This window comes from Pedobacter sp. SYSU D00535 (assembly GCF_017355855.1).
Taxonomy (GTDB): Bacteria; Bacteroidota; Bacteroidia; order Sphingobacteriales; family Sphingobacteriaceae; genus Desertivirga.
The window spans coordinates 151,173-176,087 of the sequence record NZ_JAFEWD010000001.1 but is presented as its reverse complement, the minus strand read 5'-3'; the positions used below and the strand labels follow the sequence as shown (position 1 = coordinate 176,087).

Here is a 24,915-nt window from a genome sequence, read left to right as displayed (position 1 = left end):
CCTATGAATAACGACAAGATTTTCCACCTGGGGCTTTGCATGGCAGGCTCCATTTCCGCCGGAGCATACACGGCTGGCGTACTCGACTATCTGCATGAAGCACTCGACAATTGGGAGCAGGCCCGACAGGATCTGAGCCAAAAGGATTCTCTGCCCGACCATCAGGTGGTGATCGATGTGCTGGGCGGGGCCTCAGGAGGAGGCATCACGGCCGCCCTGGGTTTTGTTGGATTTCAAAATGCAGTGCCCCATGCACAGCTTCAGGAAGACAGAAAAACGTACACGGTAAATAGCGAGGAAAATATCTACTGGAAGGTCTGGGTAGAGTTGACCCAGGACGATATCCTGAGCGAGTTGTTGAGCGAACAGGATGTGAAAGAAGGCTATATCCCTTCCCTGCTGAATGCCGGCTTTGTTGATGAGGTAGCGGAAAAGTTTAGACAATATATCGAAACTTCGTCCAGCAAAAATCCACTGCCCGGCTACCTCAATCCCCGAAGAGAGCTGTTTCTCACCCTTTTTAATGTTACGGGGATTAAGTACAAGATCACCAGCCTGTCGAATGCTTCCCGCGATCAGTACATCTCGGAACACCGCGACCTGGGACACTTTCGCTGGGCCCATACTTACGAAGGCGACGGCAGGATTGAAGTTTCGGGTTCCAACCGTAAGCATCTCAAAGTTCTGCTGGACTGTGCAAAGGCTACCGGCGCCTTCCCTATTGGCCTCAGTGCCCGGCTGGTAGAGCGACAGGCCAAATACATTTGGGATAACCCCTACTTTCAGAAGAACGGGAAGTTCGATCGAAGTACTATCATTCTGGGGAAAGACATCACAAAGGACGACGATGTGTATCGTACCTGCAACGGGGACGGCGGGACGGCCAACAACGAACCCGTAGAGTTTACACGGGATCTGCTTCTGAACATGCGCACGAAGCAGTACGGAGACATTCAGCCCTTTGTGAACCTGGACAAGGCGAACGAGACGGAGAAAAGCATCGAAAAGAGAAAGCTAAAAAACACCTCTACTATTCTGATTGACCCCTTCCCTTCTCATGATTTTGACTTGAAGGCACCTACTGAAGACTTCGCGCACCTGTTTAAGTATGTTCCCAAATTTCTCTTTTCATTAAGCTCACAGCTGATCTTTGATGCCAAAGATGCTTTCGATGCCTATAACATCAAGAACTACGGACTCCATGTGATTGCTCCCTCCCGGGATAACGCAGAAAGGCCCGAGTACGCCATTGCCTGCGGCTCGCTCAATGGATTCGGAGGCTTCTGTAATAAGGAATTCCGAATACACGACTTTTTCCTGGGAAGACACAATTGCCAGAGTTTCCTGAGGAAGTACTTTGTAGTAGACCTGCACGAACCCAATCCCGAAAATGCCCAGTGTGTGGAGTCAGTACTGAAAGCTTATCATGATCATCCTGAAGCAGTAAAGCGCTTCTCGTATATAGATGAAGCAGGAAGAACCCAGGTACCGATCATTCCGGATGTCACACTTAAAGGAAAAATCAAGACGGAGGAAAAGAGCAATCCCGATGGAAGTAAAACGTTCAGGTACATAGATCCTGATCCGTTGCCTACATACCAACTGGATATGTTGAAAGCCAACTATTTCAGCACTTACCGCGAGCAGCTGAAAACCCGGATCCGCAAGATCATTAATAGTGTAATGGATGGTAACGGCATTGTTGATTTCAGCATTAATGCAGCCGCCAAGATTTTTGATGATAAGATTGCGGACAAGGTGTTGGATCTGGTGATAGAGGATTTCCGGAAGCGGGGGCTGATGAGGTGAGCAGCGTGCAGCCAATTACATTAGTATGTTGTGAGACATTATTCGTACGCAAAACGATATTCTTGTTATTACTCGCGGATATCGTCAAAGTAACTGTTTCGCGACGTTATAGGTTAGGGTCAAACATTGCAGAAGAAAGAATAATCTAAACATTACCGATCTTATCGATCTCAGCACCCCAACGGTCAGCGATGCTCCTGTCTTCCGAATGATACTTTTTTTCAAGAAATTGAACTAATCTATACTCTGTTTTAGCAAGTATTACCGAGTCTTTTTTTAATGCGTCAATTTGAGAAGAAATCGCAGTAATTATTCTACTAAAAGTATTTTCGTCATCTAGATTTTGAAAAGCTGCCTCTGACAGGAGGCGTTGAAGCGAAGCGTGTCCTGTCCGAAGTATCTCTACTTTTGAAGCATAATCCGAATATAGAAAGGATTGTTTGCGCTCGAGCTCTGCAAGTCTTTTTGCATAATCAGTCAATGTTTTAGGAATGTCTAAACCGAAAAAAACGACCTTTTTCTTCTGAAAATAGTTAAAGGTTTCATTCAAGTTGCTAATATACTCTCTACATTCATCTACTTTTTCCCCGAGAATACTCCACAAGTAATTGGTTTTATTTTTTACTTCCTGTCGTCTCGTATAATCATCTTTTATCCAGATCGTTATCAATGACAAAAGAAACGGTATGAACAATTCAATGCCCCGTATCAAATCGAAGGTCTTGGAACCAGAGGCCTGGATCTGCGTCACGAAAGCTGTCAGAGGAATTTCCATGTAAATTTACGCTTTGTATGATTGTAGTTAAAAAGAGGTCGGCTTGAGAAAACCAGCCTCATACTTTTGAAACACCGCCTTATGACTACCTGAAAACAGTGGGCTTTAAAATTCAATCGCTATCCCTTCAACCGACACGGCAGCGCTCTTTCCACAAGCTTCTATGTTAAGTGTCGTCGCCTTTGGGGGCCAGCAGAGTGAAACCGCTGCATCTAGCTTGCAGGTTTCAAAATTTTCAGGATCTGTTTCACTTGGAGCGCCTTTAGTCAACGCGAAATATCCTGTAATTTTCTTATCATCCGCTTCAACATTGCCGCGCTCTATCAGCACAGACATCTCTAGCTTCCTTTCGCTGGTAAAATCAATCGAAATGGGGATTTTCCCCTTAAAGTCCCCAGATAAACTGATTGAATAACCACCATTATCGTCAGGAACGACACATAAAGACGGGTTTTCAAGTATAGAAGGCATGTCCTGGACAAGCTGATAAAACGGCCTTTGCGGATCCCCTACGCGAGCCCGATCATAAATATGTATCTTTTCATTTACCATTGAAACCTCCCAATCGGAGGAGCGCTTAATGTAATTTTCCGAGAACTCTGATATTACCTGTTTTCTTTTTACAGCGTTTTGCAGAGCATCCGCCAAAATAGTTTCGTGCAGCTTACGTTGCGCCGAGACCCAGCTGCCTTCATCGGTGAAGGGTTCAAAACCTTTGTAGAACTTAGGATCGATTGGTGCTAAGTCGTTCTGAGCGGCCACCATAAACCCACTGGTAGTAATTGATCGAAGTTTTATTTGTTCGTTTTGCGGAACTAAACGGATCGAATTGCTAAAGCTTTTTATTTTGAAAATTTCCTTATCCAGTGCTTCTTTTATGGACATTTCTTTGATTGAATTACCCACTGAAAATGTGATAACCCCAGTGTTGCTACTAATAGTTGAGAAACTCAAATCCGAACCAATTTCGGGCCATTTTCGTGGGGCGTCTATACAATATGCAGGTATAACCGCCAGTCCACCCTCGTCAAGTTTAAAACTATTCAGGGCCGGGATCATCAAACGTTGTGTCGCCTTTTGGGCCAACAACGGATGTCTAAGACAGAGAATAATGAAAGCAAGAACGGCTAACGTTTTCATAGTTTTTCGTGTAAGCAGATAATGAATTTAGGAAGAAAGAAGCGCTAAGAAAATAGCTAGAGATGGCTATTTTTCATGGTGGTGAAGGATGGCATTTTACTACTGGATCTCTCTATAACGGTTTTCGAATTCCTCCTATTCCTAAATCAAGGTAGCTGCAGATTGCCTCCCCCTACCCCCTCCAGAGGGGGACAGTTACCTACCAGCTTTTCTACCGATTAGAATTGAGCGGGTATTAAGTTCCGGCGTATCAGGTCTTCTTTGGCAAATTGAAGGTACCCCTTGGCGATCACGATCTAGAGAGAGCGTTGGGTTTCTTAGTACCCGTTAGATAGGTGGGTGTCGACCGCTGTCCTCCGCTGGCCTAGCTTGCCCCGAGGAAATCTCGACGCCGGGTTCGCGCAAAATGACTACCAATAGCTATTTCACATCCGTGTATTAATAGGGATATTGAAATACAAACTCAGCCTCATGAAAACATCAATCTATAGCTTTCTCAACCTGAAGCTTTACAGTGAAATCAGATGGTTTTGGACACTGAATATCTTTCTCCTAACGCTCGTCGCCATTTATATTGCCGCCCATCACTTCACGCGTGAGTTGAAGATTGACTATGAATACGCAAAGTTGTCCGACCACCAAATTCAGCTTATCAACCGGATCTATTTCGACACCCTTACCGTCGAAGGGCCTCAACAAGTTGCTAAATTGGAGCAAGATACTTTAGCACCCCTTGGGCAAAAGCCGGCAGAGAAAGTTCAGGTGAACCAACTTGCTTTTGTACAAGCAGCGCAAGATGTCGAACAAAGTGAGAATGCCAGGGCATCTAAACATATAAAGGCGCTCCGGTTTATCGACAATGAGTTTAATAACAAAGTTGACAGAGTACAGCTGGACAGTATCAGGTTGCTGCTCGCATCTGCCAGCGATCTGGAAGCGACAAGCTACCTGGACGAAGCCCGTTTCGTTGTAAAGTCTTACTTCTGGTTGACGGGGCCTGCAATTTATTACGAGATCGTATTTTGGTCGATTTTCGGGGTGCTCGCCAGCCTCCTTTTTAACCTGGGCATGGTAAGTAAGAACAGCACAACGGTTCCCGGTGATCCCCACACGCAATTCGACAGTTCTGAAATTCCCTACCAATGTGCAAAAATCCTCTACGCTCCTATTTGTACATTGGCAATTGTACTCGGATATAACTTCTTCAATGACTCAAACATGGCTGATATTAACTCAGGAAAGGGGGTGATTGCCTTTGCCTTTATCGGTGGATTCTACAGCTCCCGGGTGATTGCGTTTCTTGACCGGTTGAAAGAGGTTATCCTGCCTACAAGTGCCCTCTCTGGTGCTGGCAGCTCCTCAACCACCACCAATAATATTCCCCCTGATGTCTATAACCCAACTATTGATACGCCGCCGCCTCCGCCAAGTGCCACTACAGGAAGCTAAGTAAGACGGGCGCTTTATGTTGAATACCTATTAATCATAAGAAGATGATCGTATTAAGAAACCGTGTGCAGGATAAACTCGTTGAGTACCTGCAAAAAAAATTGGTTAGCTTGCAGTACGACCTGTTGGTAGACGGCAGCTTCGGTCCGGATACACATGCAGCAGTGGTAGACTTCCAGACAAAGAATAAGCTGGATCCTGACGGCATTGTTGGCGGTGATACCTGGACGAAGATCTATGAGATGACGGAGCCTGCACGGCAGGTTACAGTGCTTTCTGAGCGACACACGAACGTCATGCACCTGCATCCAAAAGTCAGGACAGCAGTGGTGAAAGTGTTTGTGCAGCTGCAGTCGGAGAATATCCCCTTTCGCATTTTCGAAGCCTACCGGTATCCCCAGCGCCAGGCACAGCTCTATGCGCAAGGAAGAACGAAGCCAGGAAATATAGTCACTTATGCTCGTCCATGGTCATCCTATCATCAGTATGGACTGGCTGTTGATTTCGTTCTGTTTCTGAATGGCAACTGGAGCTGGGATACCGGTGCAACAACACGCGGATGGTGGAATCGACTCCACCAGCTGGGAATACAGGAAGGCTTGATGCGTCTTGATTTTGAAGTACCACACCTACAACTGGCAGGAACAAGTTCCAGCGCCTTGAAACAGGGAATGTATCCTCCGGGAGCGGATAAGAGCTGGACTGATAATATGAAAATGGCAATAGGCTGAGGGTGAAGTAGGTGAACGAGGGCGTTTAATACCAAAAATGACGATACAAGTTGAGAGAAAGACTCTTTTGCCAAACACTAAACAAATTTTTGTGACGCTTGTAACTCTCTTCATAAAAGTCTGTGCATTGCATCTCCAGCCCTGTTCCCCACTCTCTAATTTTTAATCCGATAGAGCCTTTAGCCGCATAAACAACTCCAACTTACTCAATTTGCTTGTTTATATGCTTTTTATCGTGCGATCATGAATAGATAGTCCTAGATATAGTACTACTTTATTTAGAATTTGTGTATTGCAATTATTTGTGAATGTGATAATTATTTGTAACTTACTAGTAAATGAGGCAGCGGACCGTCATTGATTTACAGATTGACTAGAAAAAGCAATGATCCATTTACAATTTAAATTTTAGCTATGGAAAAAAAAGTGAAAATCATATTTTGTCGAACGGGACATTAAAGTCATAGGGTACCTTTGTTTAGTTTTTAAATAAATAAGATAGAATTATCAAATTCTATGGACGAGACTCCTTCGGGAAATAATGAAAGTCCAGCTAGTAATTAAAATAACAAACATCCCTTTAATAGTCAAGAAGTTACGAGCTCAAAGTGTTTGCCCTTTGGGCTTTTTATTATGATAATAACTTTGCAATACACAGTTACTGATATTAGAAAGTTTTCTAATTCGGAATCTTTATTGAAGTTGCCGAAGTGGCCATCCCCAGTTCCATTCAAGGAATTTGTTAGGGGTAATGGGAGAATAATACCCGGTTCACTACATAGCCCTATAACCTACTTTGGAAGGACATGTATTGCTGAAAATTTCGTCTGTAGAATTAACAAGGGGGTAAAAGTTCCGAAAATTATCAGCATAAACGATGTTGAAGGACTTATTTTTAAAAACGTTCACAACCACTACTACTCAGACGGAGGAGTTTTATCAAAATTTGAATTCACATTTAAATCTGAAGGAGACCCGCCAACATTAAGCCACATAGAACTGAAGAAGCTAACTAACAGTCTTTTAGAGACAAAAATATTAATTAGAAATAAAAATTTCGGCTACTCTGCTTATACTTTCAAAAATTCCTTTAGGGGGCTTAAAGAACTTCATCTGATTTCCACTACAAGTAAGAACTTTTTTGACGTGGTTGAGGCTGAGAGTTTGCTACTAAAATGCACGCCCCAGGTATTTACTACCTTTCACAAAAATGAAGCTTTCATACCAAAAACCAAAAACCGTGTAATTCTTCCGCTAGAGAACCTGAGTAATTCCACCCTTGTTGGATGGTGGGAAAACTATAGTAACAATCCCTATAAATTCTGGGTATTACAGACGAATGAAAAACGAAACTTAAGTGTTAATTTACTTAGGACAGGAATATTGCGAATACACTCGGAAAAGGAGTGCATCAACAATGTAATTCAATCTATTCTGATAAACTTAATTTCCCTTGGTGTACAAACAAAAGAATCGGATTTAGTCCAGCATTTCTTAAACCAAAAGATTAAAGATTTAGGCAGCGACCTAAAAAAAATCAACAGTTTTAACAAGTCGCAGAGATTAGAGAAATTTATTAAACAAGCCTATGAGCAATTTAATCCGGGGGAAATACAGAACCTTCGAACGCGAATAAAAGAATTGAACTTTCGGCCTCAAGTTGAAACAAAAGTAATAAACCATATTACCAATTATGCCACTTACATAGAGAGAATCGAAATGGGACATAAAATAAGTATCAAAAATAGTAACATTACCGGCCCAGTAAATGCTTCCATAAATACCTCTACAGGAAATGGGCAGGATTTCAGAACGATATACCAGGAGTTAGAAACCCTTTCGCAACATATCGAATCAGAACCGGAGTCTTTTGAAAAGAAAGTAGCTTTAGTAAATATTGAAGATGCAAAGAATGCAGCTGTCAAAGCCGACTCCAATTCATTAACTAATAGTTTAGGAAAAGTAGGAGCGTGGACATTCGACGTAGCGACAAAGTTGGGAGTAAACGTCGTGAGTGAACTAATAAAAAGATCATTACAGTGATTGATAGGGGGTTAGGAGCTATATGGAGACGTGACCTCCTTGGGGCGTGCTAAGTAGGGGTTGTGGATATTTATTGTCGCCCTAACACGTCTTCGTGCGCCGGCGGCTGTCATCTCAGCCTATGAAAAAGTCTATCTACTTCAAGAAATAGATTCCGCCTTCCTTGGAATGACAAAAGCAGCGATAGTGCAAGCACTTGTATTACAAAATCAGGGATAGTAGCCGTCCCGGCAGGGTCTCCCGCAGGGGACCCAGCCCAGGAATAGCTGCCTTTGAGCACCGTGACTTATAACCAACTCGCCACCGCATAAATCCCTTTCACCCACCTTCGTCTCTTGTATACCCCGTCTCCTTCCCTGCTGCCTTCGGGGTTGGTATTGCCTTCTACGGTAATGAGCCATTTGTCCGTCCAGTGGTCGACGAAGCCGGCGTGGGCGATGCGCTTTTTGTTGGGGAACCAGATGCCGAAGATGTCGCCGGATTGCGGAAGGGACCGAACTTGCTTTCCGTTTCTCCAGATCACCTTGTCGGCGGGAAAAAGAGCGGGCGACCAGGCGGTGCGTGGTTCGGGAAGGCCTGCCTTTCCGTAGGTCCAGCTGATAAAGGCGGCGCACCAGGGATTGCCTTTGGGCAAGCCGGTATACGCCAGGTAAGCCTCTACCCTTTTACCATCGTTGCGACCGGTCTCTTCGCGGGTTCCGATCTCGGCGGTATAGATCTGTCTGATCAATAGACGCTGTTTGTCCCCTGAAGGACTGCTGCCAGTCCGTGAAGGAATAGCAGCAGGTTCAGCAGGTGTTGAATCGGTGGTGTTTAACACGTTAGTCTCCTGATCGTTGCGGGTCATACAATCGCGGCCAAGGTAAAGACAAAGGAAAACAGCAGCGAGAGGTAAAAGGCCAGGAAAATGAGGATTTTTTGCCATGAGCTTAGGGATTGAAAGTCGTTTTCGAATTGGTTTCGGGAGTACGTCGCCAGCAGCGGCCAGACGGATTTGATGAGCCACCAGGTCACTGCCTTGAAAGAAAGGATGGCGACTATACTCAGGATGAGGGCACTGATAATGCCGGCGTCGATCGGTGCGGCACTGATGTCTATATACCGGATCAGCTTTGGAAAAAGCAGAAAGAGCAGGATAGTGAACACCAGACCTATCCACTGGCGGTGCAGCGAAATAGGCGGCAAATACTGGTTTAAATTAATAGCAGTCATAATCTTAAGGATTAGAAGGTGAATTGTTAATGGATATCGACAGAGCCGAGATAGGCGGTCGCTGAAGTATCCTGTTGATCTTTGCTACGGAAGAACAAGAAGGCTTCGGCAACTTGTTCGCGAAGGTGTTTAGGGATCCGGACTGCAAGGCTTCGAAGTGGTTTGGGTGCTATCTGGTACAACCACTGATTTGTCAGGGGAAAATAGAGCACGGCTACTGCTTCGCAGTCCTTGCCGGCGAAGTCGCGCTTATGCCAGAACCACTTGAAAAGCACTTCGTCGCTGTTAGCGGCCACAGAATAAAGCGCAGGGCTCTTCAACGTTCCTTCGCTGAGTTGCAGCCGGGTGTAATCAATACTGAGGGCGGTGGCCGTCTCGCACACTGCCTTCATGACTAATTTCATTGCCCGCGAATAGCGGCTTCTCGGGTCGGAAGCAAAGGAAAGGCGGAATACCTCCAGTGCCTGGGCCAGGAAGGCCGTCGCGAAGCTGAAAGACCTGCGGGTGCGTTCTTGCATTTCTGACACCCGCTGCGTCCGGCGCGGGCGGCGGCGGGCGAACGTGCCCCTTTCAGTGGTTACCAGTACGTAGTTGCCCAATTTTCCGGAGCAACCGTATAGTAAATGTTTTGGATGAAGCTTTGCCATGATAAAGAGTTTAAGGATGAACAAAAAGCTTAACTGCGGACGGGCCGCAGTCAAGCACGATGAAATTAGAGGGTTACTACCCGCTCGGTTTGGTTTCCGGGAACATCCGTTGCCGTGATCTTAATGGTCGATCCAGGCAGGGTATTGTTCTTTTTGGTGGCGGTATAGATCCATTGCAGACTACCTCCTACCTGTGCCGCGGCACCTTCTTCCAGCACGGTTCCGTCGGCATTTTTGATCTCTACGCGAACGGAAGTAACGGTAAAGTCATCCAATGCGTTCAGGATGATCTGCTGTCCGATATTGCCGGAATAACCCAAGAGATTGATGTCGTCGATCTCGGGAGGAGTCAGATAGTCGGTCACCGCCATTACGTAAATGCTGCTGCCTCTCTTTAGCGAGGTTTGGTAAATGGCGCTTTTTGCAGCGTCGTCTACTACTGCTTTTGCATAAGCGGAGGCACTGCGGAAGCGCTTACGGGCCAGGATCTGTTCGGGGCTTAGCGGCACCGTGCTCTGTTTAGGTTTGTTCGCTACGATGGTTGCACCATTCCGTTGACGGAACACTACCAGGTCTCCTACCAGGCCACTCAGGCCATGGGTTAAAATGTTGTTTTTGGACTTTGCCATGTGAATAAAAATTAAAGATTAAACATTCTATTTCAGCAACATTTTGTACCGGTACCGCTGCCTTGAAACAAACATAAAGTGCTGGTTTACAGAATGCAATAGATGGGGTTGAATTGGCGGGGATTGGCGAGAAGTGGCGGGAGTTGGCGAAGAAATGAGGTAAAATTTGGTTGCTTACAGTTCTAGATGTGACAGTGCTAGCAAGCTCCTTAGATGTGGTCGAGTTTTTTTCCTCCAACTTTATTCGAATTGTCAGTTCTCTATAGGCACTCATGAGCTCCCTCCGGTCGGTTTTCTTGACAAAAAGTTGGGCAAAACTTAGCGAAGCGTTCTCTTTCAGGCCATTAAAAATCAAATAATATGCTGAAAAACTCAAGGACTTCCCAAGGTGCCTTTTCGCTCAAGGCAGCTGCACAGTTCCTGGATCAGCGCTCGAGGGCTGCGCCTGCTTGGCCCTAAACGCATAGGGCCTAGGCTTCAGCCAACCAGCCAATGCCCTCTTCCTTTGCTCAATCCCTGCTGATCCAGGAACTTTTGCCGGCACTGAGGGAAGTCCGGGCCCTCCGGATCAACTGTTGTGCGATTAGAGCAACTAATACAAGTAATAAGGTAAAAAGCTGTTAAACGGTTAATTGTAGTGCCCGCGATCAAGGGTAGTATGGTTAGCTTGGTTGAAATTTTGCAGTTCCGTTGATCAATGGACCCGCCGGCCCGTAAGTTCCGGAAAAAATTTTCGCATCAGCTGGCTTGTGTTTTGGGATGGGGCCTTGGCTGGTTGTCTGAAGCGAGCGCCCGTGCGTCTCAGGGACAAGCAGACGCAGCCCCGAGCTGATGCGCAAATTTGTGCGGCTGGCATGTGCGGCAAAGGAACATTCGGGAAGGCTTGATTTTTTTGTTTCTTTTTGTATCAAGACAAAAAGATAAAAGGAACAGAACTTAGCGAAGCGATCTCCTGATAGGAATACTAAGGAATATCTCTTGTCACTTTTCTCTTGAAAGAAAAGTAACCAAAAGTTCAAGGACTTCCCAAGGTGCCTTTTTGCGCAAGTCAACCGCACAGTTCTGCCAGCAGCGCTCAGGGCTGGGGTGCTTCGCCCTCTAGCTCATATCCCTCGCTTCGCAACCAGCCAATGCCCTTTCCTATCACACAAACCCTGCTGCTGCCAGAACTTTTGCCGGCACTGAGGGAAGTCCGACCCTCCGGATCAACGCTACTACTAGTACCATTGTCCCTTTCACCCTAGTACATTTTATCAAGGGTAGTATCGGTTAACTTGGTTGAAAACTTGCAATTGCCTCGTTTAATGGACCGCCGTCCCGTAAGTTCCGGGAAAAATTTTCGCATCAGCTGGCTTGTGTTTTGGGATGGGGCCTTGGCTGGTTGTCTGAAGCGAGCGCCCGTGCGTCTCAGGGGACAAGCAGACGCAGCCCCGAGCTGATGTGGAAATTTGTGCGGCTGGCATGTGCGGCAAAGGAACATTCGGGAAGGCTTGATTTTTTTGTTTCTTTTTGTATCAAGACAAAAAGATAAAGAAAGAAACTCTCACAATGGACAAAAGCAACGGTACTTACAAAAATCTTTAAGACAAAACAGAGAGGAAAAAAACTTCTAGCTTCGGTTAAGCTACAGTTAGTGTACAGTATAGGTACAGTATAGGAATAGTGTGGGATCAGTGATGGAACGGTGAGAATTCACTAAGTAGCTTTCCCATTTCTGGTAGAAATCCTGCCGGAAATCAAATCGATAATTTCAGAAATAAAGTAAAACTCTCTTCCTGCAAACTTGCGCGGCTGCACTACCCGGAGTGTCTTCTCCCGCTGGAAGCTTCTTTCGGAAACCTTCAGCTTCTTCTTCAGATCATCATACTCAATCAGGTCGTCGAGGGATTTGCGGCTGGTGGCTTTTTGAATTTTCAGCAAATTGGCATTAATCTCCGTGAGCAGCTTCAGCATTTGTTCCAGCATTTGGAGGTTTTGTAGAGACTGGTCGTTTTTCATGATGAAAAGGATAGGTCTTATAGCTGATACATCACAGAAATATTGCGGAACAAAGTTTCCAGCTGCTCCCCCTGCTGCATGCCGAAACCAAGGCGAACGCCGTCGTAGCGATATAGCGCAGCTGCTCCGGAGGGGTCGTCGCTGATTCCGGTCTTCTGCAAGGGACCAAAATCCGGCACTACTACTGATTTCCTGGACGACAGCCAGGCGCTTAGTCCCACTTCCGGCAAAATCAGATCCAGGTGGTCTCCCAAATACCTGGCTTTCAAACGCCATAAATCCGACTCCCGCTCGCGAAAAAATGAGGCCAGTTTTTTCTCATCGGTCTGCAGCATCTCTTCGTTGATCAGTCGCGCAATCGTCTTCTCCATCACCAGGTCGCGGTGCTGGTAAAAAGGCTTATGGATCATCCAGAGGTTATGGATAAACTCGGGGGAGCCGATCACCAGCTGGTAGTTGCTTAAGGGTGCATACAGCTTGGTCAGGGTACTGATGGTAATGATGTGTTGGCCGGCCGACTGCGTAATCAGGGGCTTCAGGGGCTGCTCTCGCCAAAGCTCATGCTCTTCGTCGATCTCCAGGATCACAAAGCCGTATTTGGCCGAGAGTTGCAGGAGCTCCCTTCGTTCTTCGAGAGATAGTGCGAGTGGAACGGGAAAACCGGCGGCGGGACGGGTGACGACAAGACTAAGGCGCTGTTTCCGGCAGATCTTCTCCAGCTGCTCCAGGTCCAGCTGCGATGAATCCCGGGAACTGAAGCAGAGCTTCGCACCCATAGAGAGCAGCAGGTTCCTGACCTGCTCGTCGGCCGGAGAAGCCAGCAATACCGGATGATCCTTCAAAGCCAGGGCGGAGCAAACCAGCTGTAGGGCCAGGGCCCGCTGAGGGACCAGGCAAAACTGGTTCATGCCGACGAAGATCTTCCGGTCGTGCAAGAGTTTCAAGAGCGCCTCATCCAGTCCGCTGAGCATGCAAGGCCGGTGTTTATTGGAATAATGGGAAGCATACACACTGCGGTAGACATTCAGGAAGCGGTCGTTAGGCAGAATGCCAGGATGAGGATAATGCATACCCATCTCTAGCCATGAAAGCGAGTGTTTAGAAAAATCCCTGATCTTCTTCACGGTCAGCGAACAGGGTACTTTTCCAGGCTTGCAAGGGGAAATGATCTGCTTAGCGGAGCCAGGCATTTTGATGAAGCAGCCTTTATTGCCGCGACACTCCAGCAAGTTCTTTTGTTTCAGCTGGCGATACGCTTTCTCCACGGTCCGGTGGTGGACAGCCAGCAGTTCGGCCAGCGCTTTAATAGTTGGAAGCCGGTCGGTAACAAGCAGCACACCGTCGGCCATTAAACGGACAATGTTTTCTTCAATCTGTACAGCAAGGGGACGACTGCGGTCGAGCGAGAATTTAAGGTAATTGCAGGGCCTTGGTTTCATAATTGTGTTCGGGTTAGTTTTTAAAGCATCGTACTGTAACATTCGGGTATCCCGAGTGGAGAGCGTGATGTAAAGATATTGAAATGAGGGGATTGTAAAACAGATTTTACTTAACCTACCGCAAAAAATTATTTTGAACCTACTGCCATACGAGCTGGGTAAGCAGCTGTTCAACGCTGTCCTCCGCTGGGCGGGCCTGTCCCAAAACAGTCGGAACGGTGCTAAAAATGGCTATGGTGCGTCTCTCTGATTCTTCCTTCGTCGGAATTATAAAGGCAGCAAAAGTGCAAATCGTAGTAGTTCCCTCCTTTCTTGTCATCTCGACGTGAGGAGAGATCTCTCAGTGTGAGGTTCATAGGTTCCTTCTTCGTCGGAATGACAAAAGCAGCGGTGTTGCCATTCATGGTAGTTCCGTCTTTTGTCATCTCGACCTTAAGAGAGATCTCAACTCCCAAAAAAGTCCCGGCCTGTGGGAAGCCGGGACGGACCCTACATCTACCCTTTCCTATGAAAGTATTTGCGCTCCTAGCCAGCAGATTCAGTTTAAAGATGAGCCCTGCCCTATTCCTAGTCCTGCAAACAAAGGAATTAAACGAGCGGTACCGAACTCATCCTGCCGATACTTTACTCATTTTTCCGGGTTTCTTACCAGTTCAAATTTCTTCTATATTTGAAAGATGGAAAGCAATCAAAAACCTGCACATATCGGAAGAAAAATCAGTCGCATTCGTGAGCTCAGAGGCATGAAACAGGAAGTCCTTGCCCTGGAACTGGGTGTAAGTCAGCAGACGGTTTCGAGAATGGAAGCGAGCGAGACGATCGAGGAAGAGGTGCTGGAGAAGGTGGCGAAGGTGCTGGGGGTGAGTGCTGAGGGTATTAGAAATTTCAGCGAGGAAGCTGTTTTTAACTACTTCAATAATTTCAACGATAATAGTGGTGCCGGAGCCTGTAGCCCATATGGAACCTTTAACTTTAATCCTTTAGAGAAGTTAATGGAAGCGATTGAAGAGAATAAAAAACTCTATGAGAGGTTGTTACAGAGCGAACAGGAAAAGGTCCAGATGTTACAGCAATTTGTCAACCTGAAGAGCTCGTAATTCCATCTGGATGATACTCTTGTCTAGTGCCCCAAAACCCATCAATAATTGACTGGAGTCAAGCTCCCTCTGTCTTCCTCGGCGCTATAGGCTTAATTTATACGAATGTCAGAGCTCCTAGCCCATCTTCAACCTTTGCCAAACCACAATAACAATTAATTGTCTTAATTTACCGATGTACTTTACCGCGGAACTACTGGTGTACTATGGAGCGGAATATCCAGATTAAACAACACTATCCCTACTACCGGTAAAAAAATAGATGAAGTAAATGAGATAAAGAAAGTAATCGGCCATCTGGAGATTCAAAAGATGTTGGTTACAATGATATAAAGATTACGCTCGGCACTGAAAAATTAGATTAGTCCTTGTAGCTTACTTCTGAAGTAACCGCTTAGGTCATCTAGATAACTTTTGGGAGTATCCTATTTCCCCATTGGTTGTGGTCGAATTGCCGAACTTGTAAAGTGACCTGATCCGTGGGAACATACACAATAAACACTTCTCCTTACTAAAGCTCCTGAAGAGAATTGACGAGATCTAACGCCAAATTCCTTCGTAAAGATCTTTATAACCTTGCAGATCGATTATCTTAAACCCAACTCTTTCGAGGAAAAGACGTTTACCAGAGTTCATCTCACCATTTTCTAGAACATTAATATAGTAACCTTCATACTTTCTTTCAGGAAATTGGCGAAAATACTGCATGCGTTGCAGCAGTAACCAGCGTAAAAAGGTTTCGTTTTCCTCTAACTGCAATCCAAAAATTATCAGGGTACAATTGAAGATTATATGTAACCAGCTATTACGGCCTTTCCAATTTTCCTGATTTTTCCCTGAGAACAATGATTCCTCATTGCCGGCGTGGATCAACAGTCTTGCCTTTTCAACACTGCCCATATAATGCCCAAGACCTAACCGGATACTTCTGGAATAAAGGATCATTCCATTGATGTGCCATATACTAAATCCATTTAAGGGCGAATCAAGAACTTTATCGCTGAAATACGTCTGCCAAGGATAAAAATCTGTGAACACAGGGCCATCCAGTTTTTGAAATTTCCCACCAACTGTGGCCTTTTCAAGGCAATCGTCAAAATTAGTCGTAAGAATTGGCAAGTTATGAAGACGAGCATACTCTACGATACGAAAGTGTTGTGAGGATGGGGACCAAGTTGAAAGAATTGAGGCAACTTCCTTTTGGAAGTTGATCTTTTCGTCATTTTCAAGCTCCAAAATATCATAATATTCCGTTAGGGAAATACCAGCCGGCCTTATCGGAGGTTGATTTGAAACTTTTTGCCATAATCGTTCCAGCAATCCATCCCACGATAGGACATCGGACCGAGCGTTGAATTTATTAACGCCATTTCCTATCAACAAGGTAGGATTTGATTCTTGAAGGCAAATATCTTTTAGTAGGAACATATTGGTGAATTTCCTCTTTATGTAACTAGGGATTTACAAAACGGTGATTCCTACTGTACATCCTTATTCTTCTTTCCCCAAAATAGCCTCGCCCAAATCCAAATTTCATACTTACTATTGCTAGTATAGTGAAAAAGGCAGAAAAAGCAATCATCGGATTCAAAGTAGAAATATCATTACTGTAAGTTTCAAAGTAGCCTTCTGAGGACAGGAACTGAAACGCAAATAAGATCCAAACGCCTATAAATGCGCTACTTATTATCTCGTTGATTTTAGAAACCGAGTATGTCCGATCTGTACTTACAGTTTGATAGAAAGGTCCATAGTATTTTCGCTCTAAAAGATCTATATATTCTTCCCAATGCCTTTGCCAAGCCTTGCTTCCTTTATTTATTAGAAACCAGGCTGTCGAGAACGTGATTCCTAAGCAAGTTATTACGAACAGTTCATCGGGCTTCGCAGACAGCTCCCCAGAAATAGAATTTTTGTTTATCAAAAAATATCCTCCGAATGCAGGCACCTGGAACAGCCAAAAATAATTAGCGCGTTTCCAATACAACTCTATCTCAAAGTCACGCACTTTCCACGCTTTTTCAATCAGCTCCTTCCATCTTTCCGTTCTTGCGGATTGGTTTACCGGCATCACCTGCTCGAACTGATCGTAAAACTCTATTTCATTTAATTGCTTTATTGCCCTCGGATATGGCTTATAAAATATATGTCGGAATTTTCGAAAGCAAATAGCTATTAAGAATAAGGCTGTTACAATAAAAAATAGATATGAGAATAGCATCTGAAAAAACTTGTTTTACATTGGTGTTACTATTAGAGTAGTTTACAATTCTTTAAGCTATCGAAAGATAGCCTTTGCCCACTGCGCTCTCCCGCACAGTTACCAACGTATCCAAACGTCTTGAATCAAAATTTTGCAAACTAAAATACAAGAACCAGGGCTTATAACTTAAATCGTCTAGTAGTATGGATTTAGAACCTGAAAGTTTAATATCTGTGTAAATTACCAATTCGGAAATAAAGGGATCGTTAACAACCAGTTTTGTTGCGAGGGAATACAAACTTATTTTATCTCGTTTAATAGTGTTCAGTTCAATTATCATGGGAAGTAATGCATCGATAGCGACATCTACGGTTCGGTTGCTTCCATAGATTGACATCACCCTTTCACTGATAAATCTCTTATTGATTTGGGTTTGTACCTTGAAGCCCTGCGCCAATCCAGTTAACAGATTATAGGTTATTGGATAGGTTAAGCTAATTAGACTGAGACAAAATGCTTTTCTATCATTAACCTTTAACGAAATGTAAGGTACTTCTTTTAAGATCCGCCGCAACTTATTCAGGATCGGTAACTGGCGCTTCAATATCTGGGCTACATATTTGGAAGCCTTTGCTGCCCGGTTTGCGCCTGAAGTGAACTCCTGCATACGTTCAAAAATGTAGGCTTTATCGATAACCCCATTTTTTATATAAAAATCAATACATGAGTCCAAAACCTCAAACGGAATGCGCTGATTTAAGCCTATGTACTTTCCTGTATTATTCATTGATACTAATAAAAGGGACAATTACTTCCCATAAATGAGAGCCCCCGTGGGTAATCACGTGTGTGTTTTCTGTTGTAAAGGCGTCGTTATGCTTTAAATAAACAGATAACCCTTTTTTGCCAATCAATATGCCGATGTTTTGTTCAACAAAATTAGTTAATAGCGTTTCATTTGTGAAGCAAATATGTCTTTTTCCACGGCTTAGCGCACCTACTTTTTCTTTCAAAGTTAGATTCTTTATGCCAGAAGCTTCGATGTTTCCGTGATCAGCGGTAATGTGAATTTGAAAACCGTTTGTACGAAGTTCTGCTATTAACTGTACAATGTTTGATTTTTCAATCCATTGTTCCGTAGACGTCTTTAACTGGTAATTGCCTAAGATCGACCCGTGCATTATGTTGTCTAGATCATTACAGACTAATCCTAAAATTGCGGTGTCTCTCGAAATATCGTGGGTGGAAAATGGTTCCGATATGCCGAACTTTTTGAAATCAATTTGATAGGCGGGAACGCCACGTTTTGTCCAATATTCTTCAAATAGTTTTGCCTCCTTCGAGTTGTCTTCTTGTAAAGCTGGTTTATCTCCCCTAAAGATCGCCTGACGTGACCAGGCTGTAATGGAGGGTATAAAAGCTAATGATGCACCTGGGGAATGCTTGATGCCTGCTTTGGACAATGCTCCACTTAAGAGTTGCCATTGCCAATAATTCATTCCATCGATGACTAGAAGGGTTTTTCTAGTTTCGGCCCGAGCGTTGAGGTGTTCAAGTATTCTGGTAACTACTACCGGTTTACGAACACCACTTAAAGAGAACAGACTTCCATAGGTATTATCAATGAAACGTTGAAAACGAATATTGAACTTATTTTCTATTTCTTGGTAATTTGCTTTCAATCCTTCGTTTCCAGACAGTAAACACTTCAATTTACCGTTGGCAAGTACCGGAACAATTTTGAACCACTGATCTGGTATATCTTCGATAGTTTCAAGGTGTTGTTTTAAGTGTTCCATCAACCCCTCGAGTTCCTGGTCGATATGACCTTCTTCATCTATATGTAAACCAATTTTTAATGGAGGTGGGAAAGTGTTATACTTCGATACTGGCACTTTTATCTGCTTTAAATTATCGAAGGCAAACAGATATCCCAAACTTTTAATGAGAAGAGGTTCTTTAAAATCAAGTATCGACTGTTCGTATGTCACAAAGGCTAGCCACTGCTCCTGTATGAAGTCAATTAAATTCTGCTTGCTTAACCCTTTTGAAATAAGCGTGGGATAATAGGGTCGGGCTATACTAACCAGAAAATCGAGGAGGGGCTTATTGATATCATCTTTTTCAATTAACACCGTTATTAAGGCGTTCAAAACACGCTCCTTGGCCTTGGAATTTGTTAGTGTATCAAAATCTATATTGTATAGATTTTCCAATAGGAACTTCAATGTTTTGCCATGGCTCAGTTCTTCGTATGGCTTGATGTTTGACAGCAAGCACAATGCATTGAAACTTAATCCTTTTATTGCTCTCGAATTCAGATTGGGAAACACCTGAGACAACCCGATAGACTGGAAATTAACCTCCATCTCGATATCTGGAAGAGGAGTATAAGAAGAGGGTGCAATAATTAAAAATTTACTATCTGAGCCACGTACCTGTAATTCGAATTCAACCCTAACTTCCAACTCCGTTTTAGCGTTAACAATAGAATATCCTTCAAGTATGAATGCCTGCAGCAACTCTTCATATGCAAATAGACTATCTTGATCTGCAATTATAGTATGCTGCTTGTGACTGGAGATCACCAGCTTTTTAAACTTGTCGACCCAATTACTCATCTTCAATGCTCACCATAAGAAGACAGGACAAGGATGGAACAACTTGCGTTGCAGAAGAAAACGTTGATTCCCATGCTTCTTTTTCTTTATACAGCCTGCTTAGTCGTGATTGTCTAATGTTTTCAATGCCTATTCGATTCATCTGCTTTTCCTGAAATGCAAAGGACTTCTCTTTGTTGCTCCTTATTTTTTCTGTGTTTTGAAGAATGCTATTTTCAAATTCTTCGTACTTGTATTGAAGTAATTGCTCTGCTTTTTGAGAGATCTCACTGAATATCACTTTTGATTCCTCTGTAGATCGCACTCCAATGCAATCAATAAAATCCGTTTCCTGGACCAACTTATCCCAAATACTTTGCGCAAAAGCAGAAAAGTTTTCGCCTTCCAAGGAAATAAAAATAGGCTGGATGATCTGGTTCGTTTCAAACTGGTTTTTTACTTCCAAATGCCAGAGAGACCAAATGCCTGCAACTGTCTTTCCTTGCTTGATTTTAGCTATCGGCACTCTTTGGGATGAAGTGTAGTGAATTGCGTCCTTTAAAATGGTTTGAATTATCTCATGCTGCAAAGAAATAGGCTCAGGTATAGGGTTGTTTACACTTTCCTTAATATTGAAGGTGTAGATGCTTTCCTGATGGCCTGGAAATTTGAAATTTATCCCGTCGTTTAAATACTTGTAACCAATACCTTTTATTTGAAGATAGCTCTTCGTCAACCCTTCAAGCCATTTAGGAAGAGGGCTATGTTTGATAGCTTCAACTTTGTCCGCTTTGATTTCTGCTGATGCTAATGTTGGCAGCGCCCCCTCTGTACTTCTATATTCTTTTAGTTTGCTTTTAATGTCATCGAGCCAATTGTTACTTTCTTGTTCAAACATTGCTGGGTTGAGCAACGAAGTTAGGTATAATCGGTTTAGTCGGTCTCGTTCCAATGTGCTATCAAGAACATCTGATGTTTTATCAATTCCAAGCTCATTCATAATTTGTGTCAACTTTGTTTCGACGACTTCATAGACTCGCTTATCTACCGAATTATCAAGCATCATATTTAAAGCAAGGACTTCAAATGACTGCCCAATACGATCAACACGGCCGATGCGTTGCTCTAGCACCATTGGATTCCAAGGCATATCATAATTGATAACGATATGAGCAAACTGCATATTCAGTGATTCGCCCGCTGCATCAGTACAGATGAGTACTTGAGCACTTTCTTTGAATTGTTTTAGTGCGTCTACCCTTTGGTCGAAGTCCATTGAACCATTGATCACCTCGCAGATGTATCCGCCATTTTCTTCTAAAATCTTTTGCAACATGAATTGAGTGCTGGTGAATTCTGTAAAGATTAAGAACTTCAAATCTGGATTTTGTTCTATTCTTTTCAGTTCCATCAATTTGTTCAATAGGACAGCTACTTTAGCGTCGGTCTCTTTGTCCAGACAGTCTTTAGCATCTCGAACCAAGCCTTGAAGGATGCTTAACTCCGTATCATAGTTCGCGCGGGTTTCTTCAACCAACGAGAAAATTTTATCCTCAAAGTCCAATTCCATCTGCCCCTCGAAGCCAAACTCATCCATGTTGTTGACGATATTTTCTTTGTTTACCTCTTGTCTTTCCCCAGAAAGTCGGTCCGCGCGCTTTTGCATCGCATCCAAGATGGCCTGAGTTGAGCTGCTCATCATTCGTTGGAACAAAATCATCACGAATCCATAGGACGTGTTTTTTGTTTGTTGGGCAAGGTTAAAGCCATTTACTACATACTCAGTTACTGCAGTATATAGTGCTTTTTGTTTGCGATGTAAGATTTCGTCGTAAACTACTTCAATTTTCTTCGTATGGCGCTTATTAAATAGCGGTTTACCATTATAATCAACAGCCTGACGCTTTTCGGTACGAACTACATATGGTTCTAATTCCGGAATAGTTGGCATTCCTTCCCCCGCAAAGGCATCTGCGTTAAGTAGTTGTAGAATACGTCTAAAGTGATCACTTTTACCGCGATGAGGAGTTGCAGAAAGTAATAGCACATTAGGGATCGCATTACATAATACATCTGCCATTTGAAAACGACCGACCTGCATATTGCTGCCTCCTACTTTATGGCACTCATCTATTACAAGTAAATCAAACTCTGCCTCCAGCACACTATGGATGCGATAACGGTTGTATTCTTCAACCTTTTCTTTGCTCCAGCCCTGCCGAGTTTCGATTGGTCTTAAAGCGTCCATAGAGACAATAATCTGGTTATGCTGAGTAAAGAGGTTTATTTCATTATCTAACTCAAGCCTCGCAAAGGTTTTACTTAGCGTGTTTATATATTCAGTATCGTAAATGTGAAACAGCTCATTAAAGTGTTTCTTCATTTCCTGTTGCCATTGCCCCATTGCTGATTTTGGAACTACGATCAAAGTACGTTTAGCAATGCCCCGTAATTTAAGTTCCTTTAAGATCAAGCCAGTTTCGATGGTTTTACCCATACCTACCTCATCAGCAATCAAAAATCTCAGGGATTGACCGTTCATCACCTTCTCTAAAGCAAGTATTTGATGTGGTAGGGGAATAATGTTGCTTTCGAGAGGAGCAATCATAGCTTGATTAGCAATTTCTGCTTTAATTTTTGCAGCAATGGCTAAGAACCTAATTTTAACATTAGAGAAAATTGCTAACTGCTCTTCTAACTGGTCAACCTTCACTTCAATTATATTCCCACTTCGCAAGAGTTTGATTTGAGCTTTTTCAACGCCGAATACCTTAGATAGCTCAATCACTTCAGCATCGTCCCCGTTGAATGACACTAGTTCTCCAATCTTAAAACGATTCTTTTGTATAGAAATGACTACCCCACGAGCTACCTCTCTTAGTCCCTCAGTAATGGTAAAATGAGATCCTTCAGTAACTAGACTAGTCCTGCTTGGATGCAAAATTTTTATTTCGACCCTTTCTGATTCTCCTGGTCTAATGTAATTACTATTAAGAATAGTAATTACGCAGTCAGAGCTTTGATTTTGGCTAGTGCGAAAAGTCGGTCTATATCCATTATAAATCGGGTTAATCCTACCACCCTCTTCAGTCGCTATTAAATCTAGTCTTCCAATAATTCTCATTTTAATTCATGTTGATTGGATCGATTCTCAATATTGCATCATTAAATTCATTTAAAACCCGCATATCTATGCTTACTGCATCGCAATCATCTAACCGCATTATTTCTTTACAGACACTATTGATATTAATGACAACTCTTAAAAGTATGTAGGGAACACGATCAATCTTCATTACTATTTCCCGGCCATAATAATGTCCACATTCTTCAGAAATAGCGAATTGCTTCGCCTCCAATGTTCGTTCTGTACATCTAAAACGGTAGCCTTGGGCAATAATGTCATCATATTCCGTTTGAGTGACAGCTCGAAATAAAATATACTCCATGGATAACTACATTATAACGACCAATACTCTTTAGCCCAATATGCAATTTCTCCAGCCCTATCTTCTATATCTGTTCTCCTCCAATTATTCCTGGGGTCGGCAGTGATTCGAGCAATTGACCAGTCTTTTAAATGTTCTTGATAAAAACTCTTCTTAACACCGTAATCAAAGTTTTTCACTTCATTATTAGTAGTGGGGTCAATTACAAAGAGATTACCAATGTTATTTACGATATTATTGTAAGCATTTGTGTCAATCTCACCGTTTTCATCTATTACTGCAGCTTCTGCATACCAATAATCAGTCCCAGTTTGGGGCATCAAATGCTCCAGTTGATAGTCTAAAATAGTTCTATTGCCTCTTTCGCCTTCCTCATGGTGTCTTAAAATAATACGAGCCGGATAATTACCATGGTAACCGGAAATTTTCACTAAGGTCTCAAAGGTGGCGTCATCAGGAGCATCCGCTCTTAGTATTCTAGCGATAATAGTATTTGCTCTACACTTCCTGATTTTCTGTGCTTCATTTTCGTCGACTGGATCTCCATCTTCTGATCTGCTAAAATCTATGCTGCTAAACCAGCCAACAAATTTTCGTTCCCTTGACCGCTTTCGGGAAATCGCCATTCTGATTTGATATGATGCAAGCATTCTTAAAAATGCTTCATCGAATATTGATTTTTTTCCGAAGGCAGCTGCATATTGAAAAAGCAGTGAGCTGAAGTCTCTACGACCTAAATCACGAAGCACTCGTAAAGCCTTGCGTCCATCAGAAGTAATATTCAGTCCATCAGAGAAATGTTTAGGGATGCCATCTATATCTACATGCCAGAACCAATGAAATATCTCGCTGTTTTCGGATATGTCAAGTGTAGTTATAGTTGTAGGATATAGCTTTGTAATTTCTTTGAATAGGGCGTTCTCAGTTACAAACTTCTTTGCCTTGTAACGAGCCAGGAATAATAGGTAGGCTGTTGAATCAGCTTTTAAGGGTAAGATTTTCTCCTCCCATATTTGACCTGCCTGTTCGCCAATATCCGACCTACCACAAACGTAAGCTTTCACCAAGTCTGTCGGGTTTAAGGGCTCACCTTTACCGTTTAATCCTATAAATAAGTCCCAGGCCTTGCCATAATCATCAGCCACAATTACAATAAATTGCGTGTATTCCCGTAGGAATGCCGAAAATGAATCTGGACTGAGTAGTTCATTTATTTTACTGCGAAAGTAATTTGCACTCTCAACCATTTGAGAGTTACCTTCAAGCGCGTCGGCACTCTGCATAATTTTAAGGTAAACTGGAGCGTCCTTTGCCGAAACCTTCAGCTTAGCTTCTTTCCCTAGAAAAGTTAGAATTTGATGTATTCTCGCTTTTTCCGTTTCATCTGTCAACCTTTTATAGAGGTACCAAAGGATTACGTGAAATGTGGTGGAGCGTTGTTGCCCATCTATAATATCAAAACTTCTTTTTAAACTATTTTTGACGAAAACTACCGGACCGAGAAAGTAATAGTCGGGCGTTCGATTTTCCTCCAGCGCTTTCAAATATTCGGCATAAGCATCGCTAAGGTCTTCCCAAAGTACTTCATAATTCTCGGTGTTCCAGGTATACGGTCTTTGATACTGCGGTATCGTATAAACGTCTACTTCGGAACTATTTAATGTTGCTGCAAGGCTTAAGGCATCTGCTTTCAT

General features: G+C 43.3%; 21 protein-coding genes. 5 read left to right on the top strand and 16 right to left on the bottom strand.

What is annotated here, in order from left to right:
* Positions 1–3 precede the first annotated feature (3 nt).
* On the top strand, positions 4–1,809 hold the full coding sequence (locus tag J4N23_RS00625) for a patatin-like phospholipase family protein (protein ID WP_207425070.1): 1,806 nt from the start codon (positions 4–6) through the stop codon (positions 1,807–1,809).
* A gap of 145 nt (positions 1,810–1,954) precedes the next feature.
* Here the strand turns inward: J4N23_RS00625 and J4N23_RS00620 are convergent, their stop codons facing one another.
* Complete coding sequence (locus J4N23_RS00620; protein WP_207425069.1) at positions 1,955–2,584, bottom strand: hypothetical protein; 630 nt, start codon at positions 2,582–2,584, stop codon at positions 1,955–1,957.
* A 105-nt stretch (positions 2,585–2,689) separates the two neighbouring features.
* Positions 2,690–3,724 carry a hypothetical protein gene (locus J4N23_RS00615; RefSeq protein ID WP_207425068.1) on the bottom strand — a complete coding sequence of 345 codons (1,035 nt, stop codon included), beginning with the start codon at positions 3,722–3,724 and terminating at the stop codon, positions 2,690–2,692.
* 471 nt (positions 3,725–4,195) lie between these two features.
* Here J4N23_RS00615 and J4N23_RS00610 point away from each other — a divergent pair, with 471 nt between their 5' ends.
* The 3 genes from J4N23_RS00610 (at position 4,196) to J4N23_RS00600 (ending at position 7,947) form a co-directional block, all read left to right on the top strand.
* Entirely contained in the window at positions 4,196–5,173 is a 978-nt protein-coding gene (locus tag J4N23_RS00610; RefSeq protein ID WP_207425067.1) for a hypothetical protein, read from the top strand.
* 44 nt (positions 5,174–5,217) lie between these two features.
* Positions 5,218–5,904: a peptidoglycan-binding protein gene (locus tag J4N23_RS00605; RefSeq protein ID WP_207425066.1), complete on the top strand. Its 687-nt coding sequence runs from the start codon at positions 5,218–5,220 to the stop codon at positions 5,902–5,904.
* A 633-nt stretch (positions 5,905–6,537) separates the two neighbouring features.
* Positions 6,538–7,947: a hypothetical protein gene (locus J4N23_RS00600; protein WP_207425065.1), complete on the top strand. Its 1,410-nt coding sequence runs from the start codon at positions 6,538–6,540 to the stop codon at positions 7,945–7,947.
* Positions 7,948–8,233: 286 nt separating this feature from the next.
* On the opposite strand, the gene J4N23_RS00595 is transcribed toward J4N23_RS00600, so the two are convergent.
* The 7 genes from J4N23_RS00595 to J4N23_RS00565 all read right to left on the bottom strand — a co-directional run bounded on the left by J4N23_RS00595 (position 8,234) and on the right by J4N23_RS00565 (position 14,297).
* Positions 8,234–8,794, bottom strand: a complete 561-nt coding sequence (locus J4N23_RS00595) for a peptidoglycan-binding protein (protein WP_242689030.1) — start codon at positions 8,792–8,794, stop codon at positions 8,234–8,236.
* The gene (locus tag J4N23_RS00590; RefSeq protein WP_207425064.1) at positions 8,791–9,159 is read right to left on the bottom strand and encodes a hypothetical protein; all 369 of its coding nucleotides are present in this window, start codon (positions 9,157–9,159) and stop codon (positions 8,791–8,793) included. The genes J4N23_RS00595 and J4N23_RS00590 overlap by 4 nt, the downstream gene beginning before the upstream one ends.
* Positions 9,160–9,185: 26 nt before the next feature.
* Positions 9,186–9,806: a DUF6266 family protein gene (locus J4N23_RS00585; RefSeq protein WP_207425063.1), complete on the bottom strand. Its 621-nt coding sequence runs from the start codon at positions 9,804–9,806 to the stop codon at positions 9,186–9,188.
* Between the two features lie 65 nt (positions 9,807–9,871).
* Complete coding sequence (locus tag J4N23_RS00580; protein WP_207425062.1) at positions 9,872–10,435, bottom strand: hypothetical protein; 564 nt, start codon at positions 10,433–10,435, stop codon at positions 9,872–9,874.
* Between the two features lie 1,695 nt (positions 10,436–12,130).
* Complete coding sequence (locus J4N23_RS00575) at positions 12,131–12,433, bottom strand: hypothetical protein (RefSeq protein ID WP_207425061.1); 303 nt, start codon at positions 12,431–12,433, stop codon at positions 12,131–12,133.
* A 17-nt stretch (positions 12,434–12,450) separates the two neighbouring features.
* Positions 12,451–13,872, bottom strand: a complete 1,422-nt coding sequence (locus J4N23_RS00570) for a GntR family transcriptional regulator (RefSeq protein ID WP_207425060.1) — start codon at positions 13,870–13,872, stop codon at positions 12,451–12,453.
* A 221-nt stretch (positions 13,873–14,093) separates the two neighbouring features.
* Positions 14,094–14,297 (bottom strand): hypothetical protein, encoded by a 204-nt coding sequence (locus J4N23_RS00565; RefSeq protein WP_207425059.1) that lies wholly within the window; start codon positions 14,295–14,297, stop codon positions 14,094–14,096.
* Between the two features lie 252 nt (positions 14,298–14,549).
* Between J4N23_RS00565 and J4N23_RS00560 the strand changes: the two genes are divergently transcribed.
* The gene (locus J4N23_RS00560) at positions 14,550–14,969 is read left to right on the top strand and encodes a helix-turn-helix domain-containing protein (RefSeq protein ID WP_207425058.1); all 420 of its coding nucleotides are present in this window, start codon (positions 14,550–14,552) and stop codon (positions 14,967–14,969) included.
* A gap of 540 nt (positions 14,970–15,509) precedes the next feature.
* On the opposite strand, the gene J4N23_RS00555 is transcribed toward J4N23_RS00560, so the two are convergent.
* From J4N23_RS00555 to J4N23_RS00525, 7 genes are read right to left on the bottom strand one after another with little or no spacing between them, the layout of a single operon-like run.
* Positions 15,510–16,397 carry a hypothetical protein gene (locus tag J4N23_RS00555; RefSeq protein WP_207425057.1) on the bottom strand — a complete coding sequence of 296 codons (888 nt, stop codon included), beginning with the start codon at positions 16,395–16,397 and terminating at the stop codon, positions 15,510–15,512.
* A gap of 25 nt (positions 16,398–16,422) precedes the next feature.
* Positions 16,423–17,190, bottom strand: a complete 768-nt coding sequence (locus J4N23_RS00550; RefSeq protein WP_207425056.1) for a hypothetical protein — start codon at positions 17,188–17,190, stop codon at positions 16,423–16,425.
* A 52-nt stretch (positions 17,191–17,242) separates the two neighbouring features.
* Positions 17,243–17,959, bottom strand: coding sequence for a hypothetical protein (locus J4N23_RS00545; RefSeq protein ID WP_207425055.1), 717 nt, complete (start codon positions 17,957–17,959; stop codon positions 17,243–17,245).
* Complete coding sequence (gene pglZ / locus J4N23_RS00540; RefSeq protein WP_207425054.1) at positions 17,952–19,793, bottom strand: BREX-3 system phosphatase PglZ; 1,842 nt, start codon at positions 19,791–19,793, stop codon at positions 17,952–17,954. The genes J4N23_RS00545 and pglZ overlap by 8 nt, the downstream gene beginning before the upstream one ends.
* Positions 19,786–22,896, bottom strand: a complete 3,111-nt coding sequence (locus tag J4N23_RS00535; protein WP_207425053.1) for a helicase-related protein — start codon at positions 22,894–22,896, stop codon at positions 19,786–19,788. Before J4N23_RS00535 ends, pglZ begins: the two co-directional genes overlap by 8 nt.
* Position 22,897: 1 nt before the next feature.
* On the bottom strand, positions 22,898–23,221 hold the full coding sequence (locus J4N23_RS00530) for a hypothetical protein (RefSeq protein ID WP_207425052.1): 324 nt from the start codon (positions 23,219–23,221) through the stop codon (positions 22,898–22,900).
* Between the two features lie 11 nt (positions 23,222–23,232).
* Positions 23,233–24,915: a DUF262 domain-containing protein gene (locus J4N23_RS00525; protein ID WP_207425051.1), complete on the bottom strand. Its 1,683-nt coding sequence runs from the start codon at positions 24,913–24,915 to the stop codon at positions 23,233–23,235.

Bases quoted from the DNA above. Each gene is read 5' to 3' on its own strand.
- J4N23_RS00560 (WP_207425058.1), top strand. From the start codon at position 14,550: ATGGAAAGCAATCAAAAACCTGCACATATCGGAAGAAAAATCAGTCGC.
- J4N23_RS00615 (WP_207425068.1), bottom strand. From the start codon at position 3,724: ATGAAAACGTTAGCCGTTCTTGCTTTCATTATTCTCTGTCTTAGACAT.
- J4N23_RS00580 (WP_207425062.1), bottom strand. From the start codon at position 10,435: ATGGCAAAGTCCAAAAACAACATTTTAACCCATGGCCTGAGTGGCCTG.
- J4N23_RS00575 (WP_207425061.1), bottom strand. From the start codon at position 12,433: ATGAAAAACGACCAGTCTCTACAAAACCTCCAAATGCTGGAACAAATG.
- J4N23_RS00570 (WP_207425060.1), bottom strand. From the start codon at position 13,872: ATGAAACCAAGGCCCTGCAATTACCTTAAATTCTCGCTCGACCGCAGT.
- J4N23_RS00525 (WP_207425051.1), bottom strand. From the start codon at position 24,915: ATGAAAGCAGATGCCTTAAGCCTTGCAGCAACATTAAATAGTTCCGAA.
- J4N23_RS00530 (WP_207425052.1), bottom strand. From the start codon at position 23,221: ATGGAGTATATTTTATTTCGAGCTGTCACTCAAACGGAATATGATGAC.
- J4N23_RS00545 (WP_207425055.1), bottom strand. From the start codon at position 17,959: ATGAATAATACAGGAAAGTACATAGGCTTAAATCAGCGCATTCCGTTT.
- J4N23_RS00605 (WP_207425066.1), top strand. From the start codon at position 5,218: ATGATCGTATTAAGAAACCGTGTGCAGGATAAACTCGTTGAGTACCTG.
- J4N23_RS00610 (WP_207425067.1), top strand. From the start codon at position 4,196: ATGAAAACATCAATCTATAGCTTTCTCAACCTGAAGCTTTACAGTGAA.
- J4N23_RS00620 (WP_207425069.1), bottom strand. From the start codon at position 2,584: ATGGAAATTCCTCTGACAGCTTTCGTGACGCAGATCCAGGCCTCTGGT.
- J4N23_RS00550 (WP_207425056.1), bottom strand. From the start codon at position 17,190: ATGCTATTCTCATATCTATTTTTTATTGTAACAGCCTTATTCTTAATA.
- J4N23_RS00600 (WP_207425065.1), top strand. From the start codon at position 6,538: ATGATAATAACTTTGCAATACACAGTTACTGATATTAGAAAGTTTTCT.
- pglZ (WP_207425054.1), bottom strand. From the start codon at position 19,793: ATGAGTAATTGGGTCGACAAGTTTAAAAAGCTGGTGATCTCCAGTCAC.
- J4N23_RS00585 (WP_207425063.1), bottom strand. From the start codon at position 9,806: ATGGCAAAGCTTCATCCAAAACATTTACTATACGGTTGCTCCGGAAAA.
- J4N23_RS00555 (WP_207425057.1), bottom strand. From the start codon at position 16,397: ATGTTCCTACTAAAAGATATTTGCCTTCAAGAATCAAATCCTACCTTG.
- J4N23_RS00535 (WP_207425053.1), bottom strand. From the start codon at position 22,896: ATGAGAATTATTGGAAGACTAGATTTAATAGCGACTGAAGAGGGTGGT.
- J4N23_RS00625 (WP_207425070.1), top strand. From the start codon at position 4: ATGAATAACGACAAGATTTTCCACCTGGGGCTTTGCATGGCAGGCTCC.
- J4N23_RS00590 (WP_207425064.1), bottom strand. From the start codon at position 9,159: ATGACTGCTATTAATTTAAACCAGTATTTGCCGCCTATTTCGCTGCAC.
- J4N23_RS00595 (WP_242689030.1), bottom strand. From the start codon at position 8,794: ATGACCCGCAACGATCAGGAGACTAACGTGTTAAACACCACCGATTCA.
- J4N23_RS00565 (WP_207425059.1), bottom strand. From the start codon at position 14,297: ATGACAAAAGACGGAACTACCATGAATGGCAACACCGCTGCTTTTGTC.